Source organism: Flavobacteriales bacterium (assembly GCA_019694795.1).
Classification (GTDB): domain Bacteria; phylum Bacteroidota; class Bacteroidia; order Flavobacteriales_D; family UBA2798; genus UBA2798.
The window spans coordinates 1-22,558 of record JAIBBF010000009.1 but is presented as its reverse complement, the minus strand read 5'-3'; the positions used below and the strand labels follow the sequence as shown (position 1 = coordinate 22,558).

The 22,558-nt window shown below is 41.2% G+C and carries 27 protein-coding genes and 1 tRNA gene; 11 read left to right on the top strand and 17 right to left on the bottom strand.

Annotated features, from left to right (window positions below; all coding sequences use genetic code 11):
- Nucleotides 1-6: 6 nt before the first annotated feature.
- Nucleotides 7-1,347, bottom strand: a complete 1,341-nt coding sequence (locus tag K1X56_04840; GenBank protein ID MBX7094025.1) for a DUF4270 domain-containing protein — start codon at nt 1,345-1,347, stop codon at nt 7-9.
- A gap of 6 nt (nt 1,348-1,353) precedes the next feature.
- On the bottom strand, nt 1,354-2,175 hold the full coding sequence (locus tag K1X56_04835; GenBank protein MBX7094024.1) for a glycogen/starch synthase: 822 nt from the start codon (nt 2,173-2,175) through the stop codon (nt 1,354-1,356).
- Between the two features lie 128 nt (nt 2,176-2,303).
- Here K1X56_04835 and panC point away from each other — a divergent pair, with 128 nt between their 5' ends.
- The 6 genes from panC to K1X56_04805 all read left to right on the top strand — a co-directional run bounded on the left by panC (nt 2,304) and on the right by K1X56_04805 (nt 6,531).
- Nucleotides 2,304-3,152, top strand: a complete 849-nt coding sequence (panC, locus tag K1X56_04830; GenBank protein ID MBX7094023.1) for a pantoate--beta-alanine ligase — start codon at nt 2,304-2,306, stop codon at nt 3,150-3,152.
- A gap of 80 nt (nt 3,153-3,232) precedes the next feature.
- On the top strand, nt 3,233-3,586 hold the full coding sequence (locus K1X56_04825; protein ID MBX7094022.1) for an aspartate 1-decarboxylase: 354 nt from the start codon (nt 3,233-3,235) through the stop codon (nt 3,584-3,586).
- Entirely contained in the window at nt 3,583-4,563 is a 981-nt protein-coding gene (locus tag K1X56_04820; protein ID MBX7094021.1) for a flippase-like domain-containing protein, read from the top strand. Before K1X56_04825 ends, K1X56_04820 begins: the two co-directional genes overlap by 4 nt.
- 19 nt (nt 4,564-4,582) lie before the next feature.
- Nucleotides 4,583-5,101: a D-glycero-beta-D-manno-heptose 1-phosphate adenylyltransferase gene (gene rfaE2 / locus K1X56_04815; protein MBX7094020.1), complete on the top strand. Its 519-nt coding sequence runs from the start codon at nt 4,583-4,585 to the stop codon at nt 5,099-5,101.
- A gap of 2 nt (nt 5,102-5,103) precedes the next feature.
- Complete coding sequence (locus K1X56_04810) at nt 5,104-5,586, top strand: YkgJ family cysteine cluster protein (protein ID MBX7094019.1); 483 nt, start codon at nt 5,104-5,106, stop codon at nt 5,584-5,586.
- Between the two features lie 90 nt (nt 5,587-5,676).
- Nucleotides 5,677-6,531: a T9SS type A sorting domain-containing protein gene (locus tag K1X56_04805; GenBank protein ID MBX7094018.1), complete on the top strand. Its 855-nt coding sequence runs from the start codon at nt 5,677-5,679 to the stop codon at nt 6,529-6,531.
- On the opposite strand, the gene K1X56_04800 is transcribed toward K1X56_04805, so the two are convergent.
- On the bottom strand, nt 6,532-8,460 hold the full coding sequence (locus K1X56_04800; protein MBX7094017.1) for a T9SS type A sorting domain-containing protein: 1,929 nt from the start codon (nt 8,458-8,460) through the stop codon (nt 6,532-6,534).
- A gap of 187 nt (nt 8,461-8,647) precedes the next feature.
- Between K1X56_04800 and radA the strand changes: the two genes are divergently transcribed.
- Both radA and K1X56_04790 read left to right on the top strand, forming a co-directional pair.
- Nucleotides 8,648-10,018, top strand: a complete 1,371-nt coding sequence (gene radA, locus K1X56_04795; GenBank protein ID MBX7094016.1) for a DNA repair protein RadA — start codon at nt 8,648-8,650, stop codon at nt 10,016-10,018.
- A gap of 81 nt (nt 10,019-10,099) precedes the next feature.
- On the top strand, nt 10,100-11,557 hold the full coding sequence (locus K1X56_04790) for an ATP-binding protein (GenBank protein MBX7094015.1): 1,458 nt from the start codon (nt 10,100-10,102) through the stop codon (nt 11,555-11,557).
- Here K1X56_04790 and K1X56_04785 read toward each other — a convergent pair.
- The 13 genes from K1X56_04785 to K1X56_04725 all read right to left on the bottom strand — a co-directional run bounded on the left by K1X56_04785 (nt 11,539) and on the right by K1X56_04725 (nt 20,765).
- Nucleotides 11,539-11,784: a hypothetical protein gene (locus tag K1X56_04785; protein ID MBX7094014.1), complete on the bottom strand. Its 246-nt coding sequence runs from the start codon at nt 11,782-11,784 to the stop codon at nt 11,539-11,541. The two genes, K1X56_04790 and K1X56_04785, sit on opposite strands and share 19 nt — an antisense overlap.
- 2 nt (nt 11,785-11,786) lie before the next feature.
- A complete protein-coding gene (locus tag K1X56_04780; protein MBX7094013.1) occupies nt 11,787-13,079 on the bottom strand; it encodes a hypothetical protein in 1,293 nt (430 codons plus the stop codon).
- Nucleotides 13,069-13,368, bottom strand: coding sequence for a thioredoxin (gene trxA / locus K1X56_04775; GenBank protein MBX7094012.1), 300 nt, complete (start codon nt 13,366-13,368; stop codon nt 13,069-13,071). Before trxA ends, K1X56_04780 begins: the two co-directional genes overlap by 11 nt.
- A gap of 21 nt (nt 13,369-13,389) precedes the next feature.
- Nucleotides 13,390-13,845, bottom strand: a complete 456-nt coding sequence (locus K1X56_04770; protein ID MBX7094011.1) for a rhodanese-like domain-containing protein — start codon at nt 13,843-13,845, stop codon at nt 13,390-13,392.
- Between the two features lie 96 nt (nt 13,846-13,941).
- Nucleotides 13,942-15,414 (bottom strand): aminotransferase class V-fold PLP-dependent enzyme, encoded by a 1,473-nt coding sequence (locus tag K1X56_04765; protein ID MBX7094010.1) that lies wholly within the window; start codon nt 15,412-15,414, stop codon nt 13,942-13,944.
- Between the two features lie 92 nt (nt 15,415-15,506).
- Complete coding sequence (locus tag K1X56_04760; GenBank protein MBX7094009.1) at nt 15,507-15,920, bottom strand: YeeE/YedE family protein; 414 nt, start codon at nt 15,918-15,920, stop codon at nt 15,507-15,509.
- 2 nt (nt 15,921-15,922) lie between these two features.
- Nucleotides 15,923-16,471 carry a YeeE/YedE family protein gene (locus K1X56_04755; protein MBX7094008.1) on the bottom strand — a complete coding sequence of 183 codons (549 nt, stop codon included), beginning with the start codon at nt 16,469-16,471 and terminating at the stop codon, nt 15,923-15,925.
- 140 nt (nt 16,472-16,611) lie between these two features.
- Nucleotides 16,612-18,009 carry an MBL fold metallo-hydrolase gene (locus K1X56_04750; protein ID MBX7094007.1) on the bottom strand — a complete coding sequence of 466 codons (1,398 nt, stop codon included), beginning with the start codon at nt 18,007-18,009 and terminating at the stop codon, nt 16,612-16,614.
- Between the two features lie 32 nt (nt 18,010-18,041).
- Nucleotides 18,042-18,491: a DUF983 domain-containing protein gene (locus K1X56_04745; GenBank protein MBX7094006.1), complete on the bottom strand. Its 450-nt coding sequence runs from the start codon at nt 18,489-18,491 to the stop codon at nt 18,042-18,044.
- 12 nt (nt 18,492-18,503) lie between these two features.
- The gene (locus K1X56_04740; GenBank protein ID MBX7094005.1) at nt 18,504-19,304 is read right to left on the bottom strand and encodes a sulfite exporter TauE/SafE family protein; all 801 of its coding nucleotides are present in this window, start codon (nt 19,302-19,304) and stop codon (nt 18,504-18,506) included.
- Nucleotides 19,301-19,594, bottom strand: a complete 294-nt coding sequence (locus K1X56_04735; protein MBX7094004.1) for a metalloregulator ArsR/SmtB family transcription factor — start codon at nt 19,592-19,594, stop codon at nt 19,301-19,303. The genes K1X56_04740 and K1X56_04735 overlap by 4 nt, the downstream gene beginning before the upstream one ends.
- 77 nt (nt 19,595-19,671) lie before the next feature.
- A complete protein-coding gene (locus tag K1X56_04730) occupies nt 19,672-20,310 on the bottom strand; it encodes a hypothetical protein (protein MBX7094003.1) in 639 nt (212 codons plus the stop codon).
- Nucleotides 20,307-20,765, bottom strand: coding sequence for a hypothetical protein (locus K1X56_04725; protein MBX7094002.1), 459 nt, complete (start codon nt 20,763-20,765; stop codon nt 20,307-20,309). Before K1X56_04725 ends, K1X56_04730 begins: the two co-directional genes overlap by 4 nt.
- A 73-nt stretch (nt 20,766-20,838) precedes the next feature.
- On the opposite strand from K1X56_04725, the gene K1X56_04720 reads away from it, so the two are divergent.
- A complete protein-coding gene (locus K1X56_04720; protein MBX7094001.1) occupies nt 20,839-21,192 on the top strand; it encodes a hypothetical protein in 354 nt (117 codons plus the stop codon).
- A 45-nt stretch (nt 21,193-21,237) separates the two neighbouring features.
- Here the strand turns inward: K1X56_04720 and K1X56_04715 are convergent, their stop codons facing one another.
- Nucleotides 21,238-21,804, bottom strand: a complete 567-nt coding sequence (locus K1X56_04715) for a hypothetical protein (protein MBX7094000.1) — start codon at nt 21,802-21,804, stop codon at nt 21,238-21,240.
- 254 nt (nt 21,805-22,058) lie between these two features.
- On the opposite strand from K1X56_04715, the gene K1X56_04710 reads away from it, so the two are divergent.
- Together K1X56_04710 and K1X56_04705 are read left to right on the top strand one after the other, a co-directional pair.
- Nucleotides 22,059-22,141: transfer RNA gene (locus K1X56_04710), tRNA-Leu, on the top strand.
- Between the two features lie 49 nt (nt 22,142-22,190).
- A complete protein-coding gene (locus K1X56_04705; protein MBX7093999.1) occupies nt 22,191-22,475 on the top strand; it encodes a GIY-YIG nuclease family protein in 285 nt (94 codons plus the stop codon).
- Nucleotides 22,476-22,558: the final 83 nt, after the last annotated feature.

The window sequence follows — 22,558 nt, the reverse complement described above, 5'->3', positions numbered from 1 at the left end:
GGTAAATTAGTATTTGGTATAAATAATTTTTAAAGAAGGTTGCCGGCGATTATCTGAATTCGGACCCGCCATTACACTGCGGTAAGCAGATACGGCAGAACCAACCACAAATAATTTCATTCCGTTGTTGTTTTTGTGTCCCAATAATATTTCCTGCAAATGGCGCGTAATAGCAAAGCGGTAAACTTTATTGCTTGCATCGTAAAATCCGCCAAACACCAAATCGCCCAATTGAATATCGAGAGGAACATAGGTTGTTCCATCATCATTAATTCCACTCAGCATAATTTGTGGTGCGGGGGCCAATGGATCGAGATTAAAATATTCTACGGGAATAATTAATTCTGCCAGGTTAAGCACGCAATTACCGAGGTTGTTCACATTCATTAAATGCGGAACGTGAATCATCGCCTGCAATCCTGCTCCTCCTTGTAAATAGAATTGACTATTTCCGCGGGTTGAATCCAATAATTGCTGTTCAATTACGGTACCACTGTAATCATGCTCAAAGGTGGTATAGCGGGCACAACGGTCGTTGATTAAAAAGGTAAAGCGAATGGTGTCTCCACTGGTGATTTCACGGTAATACATAGTCACTTTCGTAGCGGCATCGCCCATGTCCATATACAAAATCCCTCCATCACCTGTGCTTTGTGCGGGATTGTCAACCGTAACATATAAACCTTTAAACCAATTGGTGAATGCGGTATTGTCGGCCAGATCTGCGGTTCCTCCTGCGTTTACAAATCGTTGTGCAAGGTTATTATCGAGACGTAATCTCAGTTGTGGTTTGGATGAATCTCCGGTAATAGCGTCGTGATAATAATTAAACATGTCGGGATTCTGCGTATTGTATCCGCTCATAACCAGATCGGTTGGATCGTAATCCAAAACCTGATTCGAATAATATACCGAATCTTGATTCATGGTATCTAACACTTCGTACACATGAAAATTCTGCGCATCGAGTTCGCCGTAGTACGATTGGTAAGCAATCGATAGTACAATGGAATCTACAATGATATCCGAAGGATTAAACGCTGGGGCATTTGCTTCGAGACGAATTTGTGTAAACAATCCGGCTTTTGTTTTTCCGAATACCGGATCTACCATGCTGCCCAGTAAATTGTTTTGCAATTCATCGGTCCGTATCGAATCCGATAGAATGGTATAAGTCTGGAGCGTTAAGGTGTCTAATACGTCTCCATGGAGTTGGTCCTCCTGGGGTTGAACCAGCAATCCTAAATCGCCTTCTGTTTTTCTACAGGAGAACAGGGTGAGTGATACAAAAAAGACAGCGGCCAAATAGGACCGCTGAGCTTTAAGAGATGATGTTTTCAATTTCATGGTGGGTTAGTCGACCAGCATTTCTTCGGCGACTTTGTCGTAGAATTCGTTATAGGCGGCTACGTAGGTTTCTTCATTGTGATAATTAAGTACCGGTTTTCCGGTTTCCTTTAAATGAGAAGAAATTTTCGCATCAACTTTTTCACTTCCGAGAATTACCCCGTCGGAGAAGTTAATTGCCATTTTAGTCAGGTTTACGAAATCGGGCGATTTAAGAACGCTTAATTCATTTTCGCTGAATCCGTCGAACTTCATCTTATTGGCAAGTTTCTTATCGAAAGAACCTGCAAATCCGTTATCATAAACTGAGTAAACCACTTTCGTATCTGCAAAGTGCGGATCATCACCATAAAACTTTTTCACATAAGCGGGCATCAATGCAGTCATCCAGCCGTGGCAGTGAATAACATCGGGAACCCATCCTAGTTTTTTTACGGTTTCAAGTACACCTCTGCAAAAGAAAATCGAACGCTCGTCATTGTCTTCAAAGAACTTTCCGCTGTCGTCATTAACAACGTGCTTTCTTTTAAAATAGTCTTCGTTATCGATGAAATAAACCTGCAAACGTGCCGAAGGGATCGAAGCTACCTTAATAATTAAGGGATGGTCGTTATCATTAATGATAATGTTCATACCGGACAGGCGTATCACTTCGTGAAGTTGATGTCTTCTTTCATTGATACAACCATAGCGGGGCATGAAGACGCGAACCTCCTTATCGATCTCCTGTACGCCTTGTGGTAATTTTCTTGCAATAGTCGAGATTGCTGTTTCCGGTAGAAATGGAGTAATCTCCTGGGAAACGTATAGTACTCGTAATTTTTCCATATACTGGTTTTGCGATTTCTTACGGTAGTTGAAAAACTGGGTACAAAAATATAGAAAAAAAATCGGACTTTCAACAAATCGCCTTAGATTTGCCGCCCCCCGACGAAATCGGACCCTTATTTCTGCCCTTGAAAAGATTAAGTTCCCCCAATGAAATTTCAGATTTTTCCCGCTCACAAAAGGCGCTGGGTAAAAAAGTTGGATTTGTCCCCACGATGGGGGCTTTGCATGCGGGACATATCTCTTTGATTCAGGCGGCAAAAGCCACGTGTGATGTGGTTATCGCCTCCGTTTTTGTGAATCCCACCCAATTTAACGACCCTTCGGATTTTGAGCGCTACCCTCGTGTAGTTGAAAAAGATGCCACGATGTTAGAGGAAGCAGGTTGTGATGTTGTTTTTCTGCCGGAGGTGAAAGACATGTATCCGGATGAATCGTCGAGGCTAAAGATAGATTTCGGTTATATCGAAACCGTGCTCGAAGGGAAACATCGTCCGGGTCACTTTTCCGGAGTGGGCATGGTGGTGAAACGCTTTTTTGAAATTGTACAGCCGGATGTAGCTTTTTTCGGTAAAAAAGATTTTCAGCAAGTAATGATTATCCGGGCTTTAGTAAAGAAATTTTCCTTTCCTATACAGATTGTGGCTTTGGAGACCAAGCGGGAAGCCGACGGTTTAGCCATGAGCTCCAGAAATCTTCTGTTATCGGAAACGGATCGGCAAATTGCGCTGCATTTGAGCCGGGTGCTGCGTGAGGCGAAAGCGGAGTATTCCCAAAAGGGTGTTGAGCTAACAGAAAAATCGGCGATCGAAAAATTGAATCATATTGAGGGACTCCGTCTGGAGTATTTCTCCATCTGTAACAGTAAAACACTGAAACCCGTTTTACATCCGGAATCGGAACCTGCTGTGGCATTGGTGGCTGCTTTTGTGGGAAAGGTTCGGCTTATCGATAATATGGAGCTGTTTTCGCTCTGATTTTTATCCTCAATCGATAATTCAATTGTTTTTCACGCAATTCCCTATTCAATCCAATTTTCCTTTCTAACTTTGAGCCCATGGAAATCCAGGTTATGAAATCCAAGATTCACCGCTGTCGTGTTACAGAGGCTGATCTGAATTATATCGGAAGTATCACCATCGATGAAAATCTGATGGATGCTGCTAATCTTATTGAGAACGAACAAGTGCATGTACTCAATTACCGAAATGGTGAACGCATCATCACATACGTGATCAAAGGCCCCCGCGGCAGTGGCGTGATTTGCCTGAATGGTCCGGCGGCATTGAAGTTTAGTCCGGGCGACGATGTAATTGTCATTTCTTATGCGGGAATGGAATTTGAAGCGGCTAAAAGCTTTAAACCAATGGTAATTTTCCCCGATCCTGAAACCAATTCTCTGAAAGCGTGAAAAAGCTGATTGGAGCTCTCAAGGTAATAGTTCCGCTTTCCTTAGGAATTTATTTAGCCTGGTACTCCTTCGACTCCATTCAGGACAAAGACAAAGTGGCTTCGGTTTTAAATCGCGCCAATTATTTATTCATCGCTTTTTCTGTTTTATTTTCCTGGTTCAGTCACTTTACCCGTGCCCTTCGCTGGAAATACCTGCTCGAACCGATGGGCTATAAAACCAATGTGTGGAATAATTATCACGCAGTGATGATCGGTTATTTTATGAATTTACTGCTTCCACGAGCCGGAGAGGTAAGTCGCGCAGGGATGATGACCCGTTACGAAAAAGTGCCTTTCGAAAAAGCATTCGGTACCATTCTCGCAGAGCGGGTGGTGGATGTGTTTATGCTGGGAACCATTTCGCTGATTACCATTTTTATGCAGTACGATAAATTTGAACTACTCAAAAAGAAACTGGATGATTTGGGGAGCGGACAAACAAAAAATTCAGGTTCGTCCTGGACCTCCTACATTGTTTATGTAGTTGCCGCTTTAGCTATCGCCGGTTTGGTGCTTTATATTATTAATCCGAAAATAAGAGCGAAAGTCAATGCTATTTTAAAAGGACTCGCTGATGGTTTATTAGCTATTCTTCGCCTGAAAAAACGCTGGGAGTTTATCGGATTAACCGTATTGATCTGGGTCTTGTATATCGGATTATACATTGTTTGTTTTTATTCCATTGAGGAAACGAGTCAGATTGAATTTAAAGGGTTAATGCTCGGATTTTTAGGAGGAAGTTTGGGAATAATTTTGGTGCAGGGAGGTGTTGGTGTTTATCCGATGCTGGTTGCATCTGCGCTCACCTTGTATGGTGCAGATCATGATATAGTCATTGCATTGGGTTGGGTTACCTGGGCAGCTCAAACGATTTTATTGGTTGTAGCAGGCGCTATTTCATTTTATCTGATGCCCCGTATCAATAACGATTTATAATTTTTATACCGTCACCATCATGGAAGGGAAATTCGAAATTTTAAAACACAAGATCCACGATCTTACCACCATGAAACGCCAAATGAGCAGCTGGCATTTAAAAAGCGATAAGGTGGTTTTTACCAATGGTTGTTTCGATATTTTGCATCGTGGACACGTTACCTATCTTGCACAAGCTGCCGAATTGGGGAATAAACTGGTGGTGGGATTAAATACCGATGCCAGTGTTCGTCGCCAGGGAAAAGGAGAGGGCAGGCCGGTGAATGATCAGGAATCGCGCGCCATTGTTTTGGCTTCACTTCATTTGGTAGATGCTGTTGTTTTGTTTGATGAGGACACTCCGCTGGAACTTATTCGTGCATTAATGCCGGATGTTTTAGTGAAGGGAGGAGATTATGATGCGGAAGAAAGCAATCCAGCTTCAAAAAAATACATCGTGGGTTCTGATCTGGTAAAATCGAAAGGCGGAAAAGTGGTAACCATTCCTTTGGTTGACGGATTTTCTACTACCTCTACCATTGCAAAACTAAAATCTTAGTTATGATTGATCTGCTTGCGTTTGCCCGAAAGGCGCAGGATAAAAAAGCAGAAAATAAAAAGTTTCTGAGTGCATTAAAAAAATCGGATCCCAGAAAGCTGGATGAACGATTTCATGGATTGCATGATGAAGTTTTTTCGAGAATCGATTGTCTGGAATGTGCCAATTGCTGCAAAACCACTTCGCCCATGGTGAAAGAAAGTGATGTTGAACGATTGGCCAGACATATGCGGATTCGTCCCTCCGAATTAATCGATCGCTTTTTACTGCCCGAGAAGGACGGGACCTACATCATGAAAAGCTCGCCTTGTCCATTTTTAGGCGCAGATAATTACTGCTCGGTTTATGAGGGACGACCAACTGCCTGCCGGGAATATCCGCATACGGATCGCCGTAAAATGATTCAGTTGCTAGATCTCACCTGGAAAAACACCATGGTTTGTCCCGCTGTACTTGAGATTGTTGAAGATCTGAAAAAGGGATGAAATGGAAGTTGGACAGGTATATTATTGAGAAATTTTTGAAAAACCCTCCATTCTTTTTTTCGTTGATTAGCAAAAAGAAAAATAATGAGAGTGTTTTTGTTACTTTATTTTTTTGCTGCTTTCGGTGTTTGTAGCAATGCGCAATTTGTTATGGATGGACCAGATGCGCCAATGGTTATTCCGAGTTTAATTCCTCCAAACGGGTTTAAGTTAACGCTCGACAATCCTCCTAATTCGAACAATTATAACAATTGGTATCAGGAGTTGGATTTTAACAATAATAATTTTGCAAATAATATTGTCCGCTTTCAAGGATATCATGTTTATCAGGTCAATGATACCATATCCGATTTTTTTGAAATTATAAATAACACAACGAAAAGCCGCTTAGCCGCACAAATGGATTTGCAGGATAGTATTTATTCAGGAATGGCAATCGGTTCCAGTCTTTCCTGTAATTATTTTCAGGCAATGGATTCGGTTAATGCGGGAGTTACGAATTACTTTGATTTATATACTGACCAGTTTACAAACGGCCCTTTTGTGCCGGGTAACAGGTATTATTTTTATGTGGTGTCATTCGCTTATAATTCAGAAATGATATCTGCATCTTGCGGTAATCTTCCCGTTCAGCTATTGTTTTCAAAAAAATCTCCGGAAGGCTCCATTCTGTTACAAAGACTCGATTTAAACACGGTTGGTATTTCTGCCAATGAAAAAGAATCCTTTCAAGTATATCCGAACCCTGCTAAAGATAAAATTCAGATTACAACTAATTCCAACATCAACAGAATAGAATTGTTTGACATCTATGGGAAATTAGTTTTCCAGGAGGAAGGTGGCCCTGCCGTTCAGAAAACTTATTCATTATCCACTTCTGGATTAAGCAGAGGAATTTATCTATTGAGGATCAATGAATCGTTTCAAAAAATAGTGTTGGATTAATTATCTGCTCAACACCACCTTTTGCATTTTCATTCCAAATTCTCCGGTGATTTTTACAAGATAAATTCCGTTGGGTTGGGAGGACATATCTATCGTTTGGCGGGTGTTTTGCGAATAGGCATAATTTTCTCCCATAATTTTCGAACCTTTCAAATCATAAATTTCAACCTGTGCAATTCCATTGCTGTTGGATGCAAAATCAATGGAAAATACGCCGGAATTTGGATTCGGAAATATAACGATGTCCACCTGCTGTTCGATGTTTGCTGTGGATGTAAACACCGATCCAAGCGTAAAACTGTAATCGATCAATGATCCGAAATCGGCCGAAAAACTTTTTAAAATGTTGTTCAGACTTCTTAAGCGGACATAACCTGATCCGTCGTTGTTGTTGGCCCAAAATGCGAGACCGTCACCTCCGCCGTCTTTAATATCATCTACGATTAAACGGTAACATCCGTTGCTAAGGACTAAAGTGTCTTTATAGGTAATATTAGCGGCCATCGATCCTTGTGTGCGTTCAAGAATAACATTGTTGTTTTCATCCAGTAAACGATATGCATTATCCTGCGGTTCATTGTTCGATTTAAATTCTACAACGATCGTATTTACATTGTAGGATGGCGGAATAACTGCATTTGCTGAATGACTGTTATCGAGCGGATATTCATCACTCGTGCCATTGGGATTTAACAATGTAGCCGTAAAGGTTGTTTGTCCACTCTGTGCCACCAGAGTACCAGGAAGTGTAACGGTATCACTTTCTCCAAACGATAAATTTCCGCTCCAGTTGTAATTGAACTGTGGTTGATTATTAAATCCGTAAGCAATGGTTGCTGAGCTTAAATTCTGAGATCCGTTATTGCGAATGACAATGCGCGGTTCGGCGCAAATGGGGTTATGCCGACTGAATTGCTTCATATCGTTTGGCTCAAGAATTTCTTCAATGGAAGCATCCACTGCCGCATTGGGCGCTGCGTATTCAAATAAATATCCCACTACATATTCATTTCCCGAAGGAGAAGTAATGGTGTAGGCTTCCATATCAATATCGAAACTATGAGATGAATTGGCTGCAACATCAAAATCTTTTTGATAAGGATAAACCACTGCTCCCGGACACCAATTCCCGCGGTCGTACACCCAGGTTCCTGCTTGCGGATACAAGGCATTATCGCCACAGGTTCTCCAGCGTTGAATGCGTTCTACAAAATTTCCGTCGTAATATAAATCGCGATAGGCATTGCAAAATTCAGAGCATCCGTTATTGTCGGAACCATGACCGGTATGATTGATTCGCAAGTGCGCCCGTGCAGCGTTAGAGGCGAATGATTTATTTACGTTCACCAGGTGATTTTCGATGGGATCTGCTGCATTGCCATAGGTATAACTTCCATTCCACAGTGGTGATAAAGAAATAAAATCGGAAACCGGTGTTCCCTCAACCATAAAAAATTCGAGGGTTACCATCCATCCTCTTCCAACGTTGGTTTCATAACCGGTATGCACATAACCAATTTCTATACTGTCGTGAAGAAAAGATGCGAAGTCGGAAATGTCCATCGTCCACTGAAAATTCCACAATCCGGTGAATGAATTTCCGTAGGGCGTAATAAAGCGCACCATTTCCAAATCCATCGAAACACTGTCCACACTCCCTTGCCTGCGCAACCAAATCTGATCGATGTAATCCCACTCGCCGCAGTTTTGTCCGGTGGGACATTCATAACTCATCTTCACCCAAACCTTCCGGTAGTCGGTACCCGCTGCAGGGAAGTCCGCCCATTGCCGGTATTCATTCCAACCTGCACCCGGATTGGTGACCACTAAAACATTATTGTGACTAGTAACAACTGTAGTATCACCATTGGTGGCCGAAGCCCATTGAGCCATTGTAAACAGCGCAAAAACAAAAATCCATTTATTCATAAGGCAAGCATTGCAATAAAAATAGGACCGAAATAACATTAGGCCAAACCTAAAACTAACCATTCTTGAACTCTTATCTAAATCCATTTAGTGAAAGGCTTTGTTTTTCAGGTCAATGGTTAAAATTGTTTTTATTTCCTTTTCCACAACGCATTTACATTGCGTGCTTTGTTTCTATTTTCGTTCCATGGCTAAAGTTAAATCGGCATATTTCTGCCAGAGTTGTGGATACGAATCGGCAAAGTGGTTGGGTAAGTGTCCTTCCTGTTCGGCGTGGAATTCATTTGTAGAAGAAGTAATTGAAAAAGAAGAAAAGGGAAATTTCAGAACGGGAAGCAACGGATCCAAACGTGTTGCGCAACCGCAATTGATTTCCTCTATTACGCTTCAGGAAGAAGAACGTGTACTGTTAAACGATAAAGAACTGAATCGTGTTTTAGGTGGTGGACTTGTTCCCGGTTCGCTCATTCTCATTGGAGGAGAGCCCGGAATTGGAAAGTCAACACTCATGCTTCAGATAGCGGTGAAGAACAAAGGACAAAAAGTGTTGTATGTTTCGGGTGAAGAAAGCGAAAAGCAAATCCGTATGCGCGGTGAGCGAATTGGTTTCGAAAATCCGGAATGTTTCATTCTTACTGAAACCAATACGCAAAATATTTTTCGTCAGATCGAACAATTGGAACCGGATCTGCTCATCATCGATTCAATTCAAACATTGCATACTTCCTACATCGAATCTTCTCCCGGAAGCATTTCTCAAATTCGGGAATGCACAGCCGAATTAATGCGTTTTGCCAAGGAGACGAATACTCCCGTGTTTTTAATTGGACATATTACCAAAGACGGAAGTATTGCGGGACCGAAAGTACTGGAGCATATGGTTGATACCGTACTTCAATTTGAAGGCGACCGCAATCACGTTTATCGTTTATTGCGCAGTGTAAAAAATCGTTTTGGTTCCACCAACGAATTGGGTATTTACGAAATGCGCGGGGCTGGATTACGTGAAGTGGAGAATCCTTCTGAAATTTTGGTTTCATCGAATGATGACGGCTTAAGTGGAATTGCCATCTCTGCCACACTCGAAGGGATGCGTCCACTGTTAATCGAAGTCCAGGCCCTGGTGAGTACTGCTGCTTATGGAATGCCGCAGCGCTCGGCAACGGGATTTGATGTAAAACGATTGAACATGTTGTTGGCCGTTTTAGAAAAACGATGCGGATTTAAACTGGGAGCTAAAGATGTGTTTTTAAATATTGCGGGCGGACTAAAAGTTGATGATCCCGCCATTGATCTTGCTGTTGTTTGTGCCATCTTATCGTCGAATGTCGACATGCCTTTATCCTCGAAAACATGTTTGTCGGCTGAGGTTGGCTTATCCGGTGAGATTCGTCCCGTAAACCGCGTTGAGCAACGTATTTCTGAAGCTGAAAAACTCGGCTACGAAACCATCATTATTTCTAAATACAATAAAGGCGTAATCCCCGGTCAATATGCCATTCGCGTGTTGCAGGTAGGTAAAATTGAAGAGGTGTTTAAAGCGCTGTTTGCCTCTTAACTAGCGGTCGACATAAAATTATACTAATCAGTTGTTTAGGTCGTTTATTTTTCTATATTGAGGTAAAATTTCCTCAGTTTTATGGAAAAGGAAACGCTCCATTTGCTGGATTATTCCAGCGAGGCTATTGTCCTTACAACATCCGATCACCGGATTGTTCACTGGAACAATGCAGCACAAAAATTATTCGGAAAAGAAAAGGTGGCGTTGGGTAAAACAACTATGGGAGAAATTTTTCCGGAGTACGATGAGCTGCAGAAAACGAGAGCCAATAAACGCATGCAATTGTTTATCCGCGGCAAAGACGATGCAAAAGTTCCGGTTTCGGTAAAACATGTTCACTGGGGTGATCAGCAACAGAAAGCGTATTTTTTTAAAAATCTTACGCATCGATTCTTTTTGCGCGATTCCCTATTGCAGAAAATTAATGTGGTGGAGCAATTGTCGCTCTTAAAAATTTCGAGCGAAGGAAATTTACAGGAGGCGATAAAAACCATTCTTAAACATGCATCGAAAGCCATGGGTGTGGAGCGGGTGAATGCCTGGAAAATCAGCAAAGATTTTACACGAATCACCTGCATCGGAAATGCCGGATCCGAAGAAATGAGCGGGGCGGTATTGACCAAAGAAATGATGCCGGCTTATTTTTCATTGCTGGAAAGCCGCGAAATTATCATTACTAATGATGTTTACAGCGATCCGAAAACCGGTGAACTGGTGGAATCGTATTTACGTCCGAATAACATTTATTCCATGCTCGAAATTCCGGTTCGGATTAACGGATTAATGCGTGGCGTAGTTTGTTTTGAAAAGACGGGTGAGGTAAAAGAATGGGATTTATTTGAACAAAAATTCGGATTACTCATTGCGCAAATGATTGCACTGGTGGTGGAAACGGTTGAGAAAAACAATTACCGCAATGAACTTGAACGATCGCTCGAAGAAAATAAAGTGCTGTTAAAGGAGCTCAATCACCGGGTGAAAAATAATTTTTCAATTCTCTATTCCTTAATCACGCTGCAACGTGAGCAAACCAAAGATGAATTCCACCGCGAACTCTTCACGGAGTGTTTAAATCGACTTTATACCACTTCTGCATTGCAGGATATGCTCATGAAATCGGATTCGGTGGAAGCGGTTGACTCCTCTGAATTTTTCAGCACCATTGCGCATCATGTTTTCGATTCGCTGATTTCGAAAGAGAAAAACATTGAACTGAAGGTTAATTGCGTTCAGCAAAATATTTCTACTGCCCAGGCTACGGCATGTGGACTAATCATCAATGAACTCATCACCAATTCCATCAAACACGGTTTCCCGAATAATACGAAGGGAATGATTGCTTTAACAACACAGGTAAAAGATAATTCTCTTCAGGTTTCCTGTATGGATACCGGGAAAGGAATGGATACTCACCTCAAGGATGGTCATTCACTGGGAATGGGATTAATCAATGATTTATGCAAGCAGTTAAACGCTGAAGTAGAAGTGAAGAATGAGAATGGATTTCATTTTTCCTTTTATTTCCCCATCGGCTGATCTGTTTTCTTTTTGGGAATTAATTTTAATATCCCTAAGCGGATGAGTAGGAACCATGGGAATCCGTGGAATAAAAAATCGAACCAATCCATAGCACCCATACCCACCGCACCACCGGCTACCCAAAGTAATTTACCCCAAATATGCGGCTCGGGGAAAAATGGGGCAAGTCCTAATGAAAGACTTAACATCAACACAATTTTCCAATCATTAATAATTTCTTTCATGCTTATTCTTTATGACTTAAATAATAATTATTCATGCAATCACCAATCCAATCGCCGGGCTTTCCCGTAGGGTCGAGCACAAACACCGATTTGGGTTGATGGTTTAATTTTCTAAATGGGTTTGATCTGGTTTTTTCATCGAATTCTTGGGCAAAGGATTGCAATTCTCCTCTTTTCAAATCGAGTAAAATCTGGTGATAGTTATTCGAGAAAAAAGCTGCCAGTGCAATGAACATCACTATTAATTTAATTTTAGGCTGATACAAACGCGGGAGATAAAAACGAATACTCACCATTAACCATCCGAGTAATAAAATAAAAAAGGGAAGTGTTGCATTCATGGTACGGTGCTGACCTAAAATTCCCGTAAACAAATAAGGCATGAAGGCAGCGATAAATACCATTCCGAATAACACGAAAAATAATAAGGGTAAGGACAAGGGTGCTCTTCTGATTTCATGGTTTGAAACAGAAACATAATAAATGATTACAATCACGGTTAGTGGATGTATCAACCACCATCCGCCAAATCGTCCACTTTGCAACAGTGAGTAAAAAAGGCTATGTCCCCACCGAAATGCATCCGGATATTGCTGGAGACGTGCATGGTTCCCCGGCGCCGAGAACATGATGTATGCACCAATGGCAGCAATGATTAAATAAATTAAATTTTCTTTTCTGTTTTTGGAATCCAGCAATAATAACGCAGTGAGAAAAAATAAAATTAAAACACTTTGAACTTCACTAAATCCCTGCGCTAAAAACAAAACGATTCCTGCCAATGTAATTCTTAATGCATGGTCCAGATTTGTGTTTAACCGCAACCAAATATGCCAAAAGGCAAATGCAGGTCCTATTAAATATGCAGCAGTTCCGGTTGTCCAATACAGACCTTCTGCACTATTGGGCATTAAGGCAAACACTAAAAAGACCTGAATCAGCGATAAGAGCGAAGTTTGTTCGCCTTCAAGAAAATGATCATTGAATTTTTTAAACGCCATAAAAAAACTCAGCGACACAAACACCAATTGAGCTGTAATCCACCATTGATAATTGCTCTCGAGTTGATGTTTCAGCGGAGAAAAAAACAAAATAAAATTGGCCGTGTATCTTCCGTTATAGTCATGATACAATTTAACCAAAGCCTCGCCGGCACCGGAAATAGATTTTAAATAGAGTGAGGCACAAAAATCATCAGCGGCGGGTCTGCAATACCAGGCCGCAATAAAAAAGGGTGCTAAAAGCAGCACCCCTGCAATAACTACAAAACTGTTTTTGGAAATCTTAGGCAGCATGTTGTTGAAGGAGCTGTACCAGTGTATTCGCGGGAACAACACCGGCTTGTCGCCAAACAATTTTTCCTTTTTTAAACAGGATTAAAGTCGGCACTCCTTGCACGCCATAGTGAGCAGCGGCTTGGGGATTTTTATCCACATCCACTTTTAACACATGTGCTTTATTGCCGATTTTTTTAGAGACATCTTCCAATATCGGACTCATCATTTTGCAGGGTCCGCACCAGGTAGCAAAAAAATCGACCAGGACAGGCTTATCGGATTGAATCAGCTGATTGAAATTCCCCATGATAACTAAGAATTTAGTTGATTATTTTACGGTTTCATTACCGGCTTGTGTCCAGGCAGTAATTCCTCCGTCGAGATTCACGATGGTGCTAAATCCGTTAGCTTTTAAAATATCAGCGGCACGTGCAGATCTTCCACCGGAACGACAATACACATATACGGGAGCTTGTTTATCGAGCTCGTTAATTTTGCTTTCGAAATCGCTGCCGTTGATGTCGATATTGATGGAATTGGCTAAATGTCCTTCTGCCACTTCTTCTGCAGTACGAACATCCAGCACAGTTCCGGGTGCACTTTCCATTTGCGATTTAAAGGTTCCGGCATCTACGGTAGATATGCTGGAGCTTACCGTTTCAGTGGTTCCGTCGGAATGAGTTACAGTGGTACTTGAGGTGCTGGTGCTGGAGTGACTTTCCGTTTTAGAAGTGCAAGCAGCAAAGGCGGTAATGAGTCCGAAGAAAAGAATTGACTTTTTCATGTTTTATTTTTTGAATTACAAAACTACTCCAAATCTGAAGCAGGGTAAGTGATGCATGTCACAGATCTGAATTCAAAATACAAAAAAATGCAATACTTAAATTTTTTCGAACCAGCTATGCACCCGCTCCGTTGAATCGTCGTTAAACTGTTTGTGCGTGAATTCGTTGTTGGATGGGGAATAGCTGTATTCCTGCGACCATTCCTTATGATGCGCACACAACTCGCGTACTGCTTCCACCAGGTAGTTTGCTTCCGCATCCGTAATGGTGGGGTGGATCGACATACGTACCCATCCTGGTTTATCGGTTAATATTCCCGCATTGATATTGGATGTAATGGAATGTGATTTTTCGTAAGAAACTTCCAGCAGGTAATGACCATATGTCCCCGCACAAGAGCAACCTCCTCTCACCTGAATTCCAAATTTATCGTTGAGTAATTTTACGGCGAGATTGTAATGTAAATCTTCAATGTAAAACGATAAAACTCCCAGGCGATGCGGATGATGATCGGCTAATAAATGTAAACCTGGAATCGATTTTAAGCCGGGCCAGATAATGGCGAGTAGTTCTTCTTCCCGTTTTAGAATATTACCGACTCCCATTTCTTCTTTCAACCGAATACACATCGCTGTGCGTATGGCTTGTAAAAAACCGGGTGTACCGCCGTCTTCGCGCGCTTCAATATCGTCAACGTATTTATGCTCTCCCCAGGGATTGGTCCAGTCTACCGTTCCACCACCGGGATTATCGGGAATTTTATTCGTGTAAAGTGAGGTATTAAAAATTAAAACACCCGAAGTGCCGGGTCCGCCAAGAAATTTATGCGGCGAAAAAAAGATGGCGTCGAGTGATGATTGCTCATCACCCGAAGGGTGCATATCGATGTTGATGTATGGTGCACTGCATGCAAAATCGACGAAACAAAATCCGCCATGCTGATGCATTTTTTTTGCAATTTCATGATATGGTGTAATGATTCCTGTAACGTTGCTGCAGGAAGTAACAGCGGCAATTTTTAGTGGACGATTTTTAAATTCTTCCAATAACACATTCAGATTTTCGAGATCGGGGAGTCCCTCTGCATTGGGCGCTATTACTCGCACATCGGCAAGCGTTTCCAGCCATGAGGTTTGGTTGGAATGATGTTCCATGTGGGTGACAAAAACAATCGGTCGATTAGCTTCCTGCTGCATCACCTGATCGCGGTATTTTTCGTGCACACGCAATCCTAAAATGCGCTGAAATTTATTCACCACTGCCGTCATTCCCGATCCGTAACAAATGATCGCGTCTTTCGGTCCGGCGTTTACATGTTTTTTAATGATGTGTAAAGCTTCATGATAGGCTTTGGTCATGGTAGTTCCGCAAACGGAAGTTTCAGTATGGGTATTACCAACGAAAGGCTCGATTTCGTGCATCAGTTTATTCTCGATGGAGGCATACATTCTCCCACTGGCGGTCCAGTCGGCATACAGAATTTTTTTGGTACCGTAGGGACTTTCAAATTCCTGCTGTATACCAATGATGTTGTTTCTGAACGAAGAAAAATAGTGCTCGAGTTTCATGAACAAAAAATGTTTTTTGCAAAACTAAAACTAATGCACCATTGTGAAATTGAAAACGAAGGAAAAACAGGATTGAATTTGGAAACCCAAACTTAATGTGGAAGCTTATCCATGATACGTGCATACACCCACACGCCCGCAATGGCTGATGCGAGAACGAGAATCATATGCAGATAACCGGCGCCGAATAAAGCATATATGGGAGCGGGACAAGCACCCGTCATGGCCCAACCGAATCCAAATAAAATTCCACCGAACAATTGTGCTTTAAATTGCAATGGCTTTTGTTGCAGATTAATCGTTTCTCCATGAATGGTTTTAATATTAAAACGCTTAATCAGTTGAACCGAAATAGCTCCAACAACAACAGCGCATCCGATTACGCCGTACATATGAAAACTTTGAAAGTGGAACATTTCCTGAATGCGGAACCAGGAAACCACCTCGCCTTTAATCAGCACGATTCCAAAAAATATACCGATGATGAGGAACAAAAGATTGCGCATACTTAAAATAAATAAGGATAAACAAAATGAGTAATAGCTAATCCTCCAATGAAAAATCCGATAACGGCAACCAGCGAGGCAAGACTTAACAAAGATAATCCCATGATGGCGTGTCCCGCAGTACATCCATTAGCCCAACGTGTACCAAAGCCAACCAAAAATCCTCCAACGATGAGAAGAATTATTCCTGTTGCATTTGAAAAATTAAACAATTCGGTAGGCTGGAGTTTTGAGTAATCGGAAAATCCTTGTTGCGATAAAGTTGCTTTTGCCGCATCACTCAGTGCAATGGGGTCCGGATTTTTAAGTAAAACGCCGCCGATAAATCCACCTAGAATAATTCCCGCTGCCAGAAAAAGCATCCAGCTTTCCTTTTTCCAATCGTACTGGAAAAATTTTAGTCCCGAAGGAAAACAAGCTGCACATACGTGACGAAAAGTAGTTGAAATACCAAAATGACGATTCGCTAAAATCAGTAGTGCGGGTACCATAAGTCCGATGAGTGGTCCTGTTACATACCATGGCCAGGACTGGAAAAATAAGTCTTTCATAGATGAATTTGGACCGCTAAAATAGACAATGGCAAGATTGTAGCTACAAGGAAGGTTTAAATTTTAGCCGGATTTGCCCTATACCTTCTGATCAAACAAAAAAGGAGCCGCTGAGGCTCCTTTCATGAATGAGGTGTAAATTATTTTAAGGTAGAAGGACAAACATAAGCCGTTACAGGCGCCTTGGTTTTTGCGATGGCATCAAAACCACCGATCACATCAACCAGTTGTGTAAATCCGTTTCTTTTTAGAATGGAAACTGCAATCATGGAACGATATCCACTTTTGCAATGCACATAATATTTTTCATTTTTCTGTAGCGAATCCATTTTTTCATTGATATAATCGAGCGGCATGCTGAGGGCATTTTCTACATGTTCGGCAGAAAACTCCCCGGGTTTACGTACGTCAACAATCGTTACATCGCGAACCATTTGTTCCAGGTTTTCGGCAGAAATTTGCTCTACGGAAGCAGTTGCTTTACCGGCCTCTTTCCAGGTTGCGAAACCGCCTTTTAAAAATCCCTTGCAATGATCGTAACCAACACGTGCCAGTCGCAATACCGTTTCTTCTTCTCTTCCTTCTGGCGTGATGAGAATGATGGGTTGATTCAGGTCTTTAATTAACGCACCTACCCAAACGGCGAACTGACCATCAATGCCGATGTACATCGAGCCGGGAATATGTGCTGCGGCGAAATCTTCTTTTTTACGCACATCCAAAACCATCGCTCCATTTGCCATTTGTGTGGCGAAGTCATCGAGCGACAGCGCAACATTTCCACGCGAAATAACTTCGTCGATACTATCGTATCCGTTTTTATTCAGCATGGCATTTTTTGCAAAGTATTGGGGCGCGGGTAAAATACCTGTGGTTAATTCATCGATGAATTCTTCGCGACTGATATTTTGCAAAGCATAATTGCTTTTTTTCTGTTCACCCAGGGTGGAAAACGTTTCTTTGCTGATGTTTTTTCCGCATGCAGAACCGGCTCCATGGGCAGGATAGATGATGACATCATCCGGTAAAGTCATGATTTTATTGCGCAGTGAATCGTACAATAATCCTGCGAGGTCTTTTTCGGTAAGATCCGATTTTACGGCTAGATCCGGACGACCCACATCGCCGATGAATAAGGTATCACCTGTGAAAAGGGCCGTTTCTTTTCCATTTTCATCTTTAAGCAGATAGCTCACCGATTCCATGGTATGTCCGGGTGTATGCAAAACCGTAATGGAAATTTTTCCGAGTTGAAACAGTTCACCGTCCTTGGCTACGTGACAAGTAAAGGATGGATTGGCAGTGGGACCATAGACAATGATAGCACCGGTTTTTTTGGCAAGATCAACATGTCCGGAAACAAAGTCGGCATGGAAATGCGTTTCGAAAATATATTTGATTTTCGCTTTGTTTTCTTCGGCTTTACGGATATAAGGATCTGTTTCGCGAAGTGGATCAATGATTATTGCTTCTCCTTCACTTTCGATATAATAGGCCGCCTCTGCAAGGCAGTTGGTATAGAGTTGTTCTATTTTCATGGTTTTTGGTATCTGGTTACAAATTTACGGAATTATGCGTTTTGCATCGGCTCCGTTTTTTCTGCTTTTTTCTTTTCTTTTTCTTCCAGCTCTTTTGCAGTAGGTTGTACCCCTTTGTATTTGATAAAGAAATTCCCCCAAATGATTTTTGAGAGCATAAAGAGGAAGGGTCCGCCCAGAATTAAGGTTGCAATAATCAGCCCGATGTAGGTCCAGGTAGAAGCCTGCGGATAGAGTACAATCGTAGCCACATACACCGAAACATAGGTAGCAACGGCTAATGCATAAGCTACATACATGGCGCCGTAATAAAACCCAGGCTCAATCATGAGTTTGCGGTGACATACCTCGCATTTTTCATAGATCTCTCCGGCTTTGGATAAATCGTAAGGATTGCGCGACATAAAAAATTCGCCTTCGTGGCAATGCGGACATTTTCTGTTTACAATGCTGTACATTTTTGTGCCTTTGCGAAAAATCATATAACTAAGTTTTTAGTTTTTAAACAATTCTGAAATTAGCATGGTACTTCCCACCAGGAGGACAAACCAACCGAATGCCGGTTTTAATTTTGATCCCGGTATTTTTTTGGAAAGCGTCATTCCCACTAAAATGCCAACCACAGATATAGCTACCAGACTCAATAAAAATTTCCAGTTCACCGGCACGTCGTGACTCAATCCACCAATAAATCCGAGTGATGAATTCAGCGTAATAATTACCAATGAAGTTCCGATTGCTTTTTTCATGGGAAGTTTTGCCAAAATCACCAGTGCGGGAATAATTAAAAATCCTCCACCTGCGCCCACTAAACCGGCCAGAAATCCAACCGATAAACCTATAAACATAATCAGTAAATAACGGTAACGTTCAGCCGATTCGTAATCGTCCTGACGAATCACCTTAATGGGTTTTATCATGCTGTAGGAGGCAGTTACCATCAATACTGAAAACAACACTTTAATGGCTACCGCTTTACTTACAATGATTCCGAAAACCGGAAATTCACCCGGTATGGGTGGGAAAACATATTTTTTGGTGAGGTAAATGGAGATGATACTTGGAATTCCGAACACAATTACGGAGCGAAGACTTACCAGATTATTCCGGATATAACCGATTGCTCCTACCATGGAAGTGACTCCAACAACAAAGAGCGAATCAGACACTGCGTGATTGGGATCTACACCAAAAAAATAGACCAGCACCGGAAAGGTTAATATTGAACCACCACCACCAATGAGGCCGAGCACTATGCCCATAATCAGAGCAGAAATATATCCGGCAACAATCAACATAATTCACATTTATTTATCAGTTCAATGATTTTATACAAGCGGGGTTGTCGGATATAGTAATAGGCGTTTTTACCTTTCTTTTTCACTTCAAGAACGCCATACTTTTTTAAAACTGCAAGATGTTGCGATGCCACTGCCTGTTCAATCCCCAATTGTTCGTAAATGGTAGTTACATTTAATTGCTTATCCTTTATCAGCATCTCCATCATAGCCATTCTCACGGGGTGAGACAAAGCTTTTAGAATCTGAGAAGCCCTTTCAAATTTATCGATGCGGATAGCCGTCATGTTTTTCATTTACGATACAAACATAGCGAGAACTATATATAAAGAAAGTGATATATGTTACAGTAGAGGAAAGAGGTCTATTTATCAGGACGATGCACGTCTTTTTCCCATGTTCTGGATTTTTTTCCTTCTTTATAGACCATTATCCAGTTTTCCTCTGCAGCCATTCGTATCATTCGTTTGCGAATTCGCTTCGGATAAAAAATTACTTGTGTTTTCCAGAATTTACTTTTCTTTTCAAGAATACCCGCTTCCTCTAAAATATCCCAGCTGGCCGATGCGCAACGATAACCAAACATGGCGTAATCGTAGGGTGTAGTTTTTAAATAGGCAGAATGCAAACTGTCGATGATGCGCTCTTGTTCTGCTGAAACGGGAATAATAAAGGTTAGAAATTTTTTCCCCAGCGTGTCGCGTTTAAAGTTGGACCAGTCGTAAGAAAATGTTCCGTGTTTATTTTTTTTATGCGGGAATACATGATACGATCCTACGGGATTAAATCCAATGTTTCTTCCGGCGGCTTCAATGGTGACATGTCCGCCGTGGAGTCCACCAAACAGTTTTTTTTCTGTTTTTTTAAATCCTTTTGCAGGCTTACTCCCATAGAGGAAATGCACTTTAATAAAACGTAACGTATCGGTTTGTAAAGAATCTCCGTTTGCAGAAATCGCAAAGGGAATACTCAAAATTATCAGTAAGAGGATCCATTTTTTCATCCGATGCGTTTACGGATTTCTGCCAAATCTGTTTCGGAGATGCGGTCCTTAGGCAACATGATAATATGATGATTCGGAAGAGGCATTGCAATCCAGTTTTTGAGTTCTATCCATTTTAAAACGGAGTAATTAATAAAGGTTTTCGAATAGGGATTTGATATTTCCAGTTGTTTAGCATGGAGTTCCATTTCAACCGGAAAAGCTTCAAATTTTCTGAATCGTGTATTGAGAATAGGGAATATGAAGTAATAAAGACCAATAATGAAATAGGCTCCGCTCATGGCCAGTTCAAAGGGATGTTTTGCCGTTTTATAAAATAGGATGGAGATGACTACCAGAAAAATGGCAATCAAAATACGTCGGTAGCTGGTCATTTTGTTGGGACCTCTAAAGGTGTATTCGCTAATAAAATTGCGGTAATCTTTGGTCTGATAAGAAAATGTAATACGATTCATACTCTTTTCGATTAATTATCAATTTGTTGGCACAATAATTGCTTCTGATTTGCCCTAATTAAAACTCCATGTTATGAAAAAACTCTTTTTACTTTTTGCTTTGGCATTTGGCTTAAGCTTTTCTGCAGGTGCACAAGACACCAAAGAAGTGTATTGCGAAATTGTTGGTCGCGCTACCTTTTCCTTTACGGGAAAAATTAAAATTGAAGTGGATTTCGGACAAGAAAATAAAGTGTTCGAAGGCATCAACAACGATGTACTAAAAGATCCGGCTACAGGGAAACCGAAAAAATTCAATTCTATGATCGATGCGCTAAATTTCATGGCTGCAGATGGGGGGGTTTTTGTAAATGCTTACAACGTTCCCGGTGCAAACAGCGAAAATGAATATCACTATGTGATGCGTAAAACGATAAAAAAACAATAATTATTTTGAAATGAAAAGCCCCGACAGTTCGGGGCTTTTTTATTTTTACCAATCATCGCCTTCGGGAACCGTGCTTCCCATGGCATCGATCAATTGCATTTTTAATGCTTCAATATCTCTGCTGGTGGTATTGAAAATGTGATAGTAGATTTTCGCTTTGGATGAGCTTTCTTTTCCTTTTCCGATGAGAAGTTGATAATCGCCATACCACGATTCTGCCGGTGTGGTCATTTGCGTGGGATTATTGGCATCGGGATAAGGCGTGTATTCTATTTTACTGAATGTAATTTTGTATCGATTGTCTTTAAAATCTACTCTCAATCCATAACTCATTTTCATTTTTTGTTTTTTAGCTCCGCCAATAAAATCTTCAAATCCGTTTGCAGTAACCGAATTGCCTTCCACTTTTACATCGCTGATGTTTTTCCATTGGTTTAAAATAACAATGGCTTTCTTTTTTAAGCTATCCGCTTTTATTCCTTCCTGGTCGGCCACCTCAGTGAACTCTATTTTTCCGTTTTTATCGGTGGGTAGTTTTATTACATTGTTTTCCTGACTCCAAACCATCAGGGCGGGAGCGAAAAATGCCAATGAAAGCAAGAACTTTTTCATGAATTCAATTTTTTTGAAATATACAGCGAAAACCTTGCCAATTGTGTTCTAAGTGCCTGAGCAGGTGGAAAAAAACTGAAATTGGGGTCGACACTACCCTAAATGGAGACTTTAAGGGCCATTTTATAGGCTAATGCTGTTCTATTTCTGTTTTCTTGGATTCTTTTATTATTTTTGCCCCCGTTCTGATTTTAAGGGTGCCAGTTCAACCCAGGATCAGAATCACCCAATGACCCTTGAAATGGTCATATTCTGCCCGGGTGGTGGAATGGTAGACACGATGGTCTCAAACACCATTGTCTTCACGGACATGTCGGTTCGAGTCCGACCCCGGGTACAAAAAGCAGAGTTCAGAAAGAGCTCTGCTTTTTTAATTTTGCGAAAAAATGGCTAGCGTTTATATTCTTTTTTCTTTTACCGCAGGTAAATATTATACCGGAGTGACTAAAGATCTGGAAAAGCGAATTGAATACCATCTGTCCAGGGAATTTAGAAATAGTTATACAGCAAAATACTCTGATTGGGAGCTTTATCTGGAAATTTCTGATTTACCACTTGGCACCGCATTAAAAATGGAATCTCATATTAAACGGATGAAGAGCAAAAATTACATTCAAAACCTGAAAAAATATCCTGAAATGGTAGAGAAGCTTATTTCTAAGTATAGATAGACACGATGTGCCGATAGCTATCGGCATCAAACACCATTGTCTTCACGGACATGTCGGTTCGAGTCCGACCCCGGGTACAAAAA